The 1,942-nt window shown below is 51.7% G+C and carries 3 protein-coding genes; all 3 read left to right on the forward strand.

Annotated elements, in window-relative coordinates:
- Positions 1-433 precede the first annotated feature (433 nt).
- Genes surE through ccmE form a run of 3 tightly spaced genes read left to right on the forward strand, consistent with a single transcriptional unit; the run spans position 434 to position 1,763 of the window.
- Positions 434-1,219 (forward strand): 5'/3'-nucleotidase SurE, encoded by a 786-nt coding sequence (surE, locus tag GAC_RS03670; RefSeq protein ID WP_010267422.1) that lies wholly within the window; start codon positions 434-436, stop codon positions 1,217-1,219.
- On the forward strand, positions 1,220-1,357 hold the full coding sequence (locus GAC_RS05795; RefSeq protein WP_010264029.1) for a hypothetical protein: 138 nt from the start codon (positions 1,220-1,222) through the stop codon (positions 1,355-1,357).
- Positions 1,341-1,763, forward strand: coding sequence for a cytochrome c maturation protein CcmE (gene ccmE / locus GAC_RS03675; RefSeq protein WP_010267421.1), 423 nt, complete (start codon positions 1,341-1,343; stop codon positions 1,761-1,763). Before GAC_RS05795 ends, ccmE begins: the two co-directional genes overlap by 17 nt.
- The last annotated feature ends 179 nt before the right edge of the window (positions 1,764-1,942 follow it).

The following is a 1,942-nucleotide window of genomic DNA, read 5'->3' on the forward strand; positions in this document are numbered from 1 at the left end:
AGGCAGTACGGTTTTGGATCGTGTGTAGCGGCGCAGGCTTGGGATTGCGCTAGGTACGGCGGGAGTATGCCTTAGGCCAGGTGCGAGTACTCGCACCATGAGCTGGCACCGCGCTGTCGTCATACTACGGCCATATGCACCCAGCCTCCGTTTGTGCCGTAGAACGATAAAGACCATACGGGCCTATCTCCAGCTTTCTGTAGGCGGGAGGGTGCATTCTGCCGTGCAGCGGGTTATAGGCCGATGTTTGCTCGCGCGGAATGCCGTGCCAAGAACGCCGCGCACCTGGGAAATCATGCTGCCGAGCCAACAAAACAGAGCGTATCTGTCACGGGACCATTTATGCTAATTATTGTCGAGAAGCCCCGAATTAAAAAAAGCGCATGGACATGATCCGTGCTATACTGGGGGGCTTTTGATATTTATACTGTGAATGAGAGTATTACTCACAAACGACGATGGCTTTGACTCCGTAGGCATGCGGGTTTTGAGGGATGTCGTGTCTGGGCATTTCGCTGAGGTGTGGGTGTCTGCACCTGCACGCGATTGCAGTGCTGCAAGCAGGGCACTAAGCGTTCGGACTCCCATTAAAACACATATGAGGGGAGAACGGGAATTTGTGGTGCACGGCACCCCCGCTGACAGCGCGGTGATTGGTATATGTGAGATGACTAGTACGGGTAAGCGGCCGGATTTGGTGATCTCTGGCATCAACTACGGAGCCAATACCGGGTTCACGGTACCGTACTCCGGCACTATTGCTGCAGCTGCTGCCGCATTCGATATCGGCGTTCCAGCAATTGCGATCAGCCAGCAATACAATGGCAAGCGCTGTGACAACAATGTCGAAACGTCGTGGCAGAATTCTAGAAAATCGGTTATGGCTCTGGTTAGTCGGCTGTTGCGCGATACAATGTGGCATGGGAAGTGCATCATGAGCATAAATGTTCCGTACTCGGATGTGCAGGGAGTCAAGTTTGCCGGACATAGCTGCGACGATGGTCATATAAAATGGGATGGGCCATCGATGGAACGGCGCGAGATCACAAGTGGCGACGGGCGCTGTGTATCGTACGTATTTGACGACATGAGATCACCGAATAGTAATGATAATGCGAGTGACACACAACTTTTGGAGCAAGGGTATATAGTGGTGACCCCTATCGGTCACAGTATGACTGATCACGCAACTCTAGATAAGTATTGTGGGTTACAATAGATGTATCCGGTGTACTTGGCGTATTCGCTTGGCTTCGCCGTATTGTTTTTCTTCGCGGCGTTTTTGGTTAGTGACTACTGCGGGGTTAGAAGGTTGCTTAGGAAGGTCATGACAATGGAAAATGAAGAGGAAACATAAGAGGTTACTTTTCGTCCTCGCGTCATTCTGTGCTGCGGGATGCGCGCTGCTGTTCATACTTTCTGAACTGCGAGAGAGCGTATCCTTCTTCTACACCACCAGCGAGTTGTTATCAGGCCCGCAGAGGGAGTCTAACCTACCGGTAAGGGTGGGCGGCATGGTGGTTAAGGGCAGTATAGCCAGAAGCACCGACAGCATATCATTCGATCTGACGGATTTTAAAACCGAGCTCAATGTGGTCTACTCTGGAATGCTCCCCCCGTTGTTCGGAGAGGGCGTAGGCGCGGTGGTAAAGGGAAGGTTGCTACATGGAAAGTTTGTGGCAGATGAGGTGTTGGCAAAGCATGACGAAAAGTATATGCCAAAAAAATATACCATCCCAAAGGCCTTGCCTGAACCGAAATAGACATTCATCCATACGGCCAAAAAGCCCCAAAATGGGCCGCGACCACAACATCCCGGGCACGTTGTGGACACATTGTCGCAATCGAAGCAGAATCAGTGCGCCCCTATGGAGCGGAGAATTTCGTCAATTGCGGCTAATGGATCAGGGCTTCGGGTCACAGGACGGCCAACAACTAAATA

Source organism: Anaplasma marginale str. Florida (genome assembly GCF_000215485.1).
In the GTDB taxonomy this organism is placed as follows: domain Bacteria; phylum Pseudomonadota; class Alphaproteobacteria; order Rickettsiales; family Anaplasmataceae; genus Anaplasma; species Anaplasma marginale.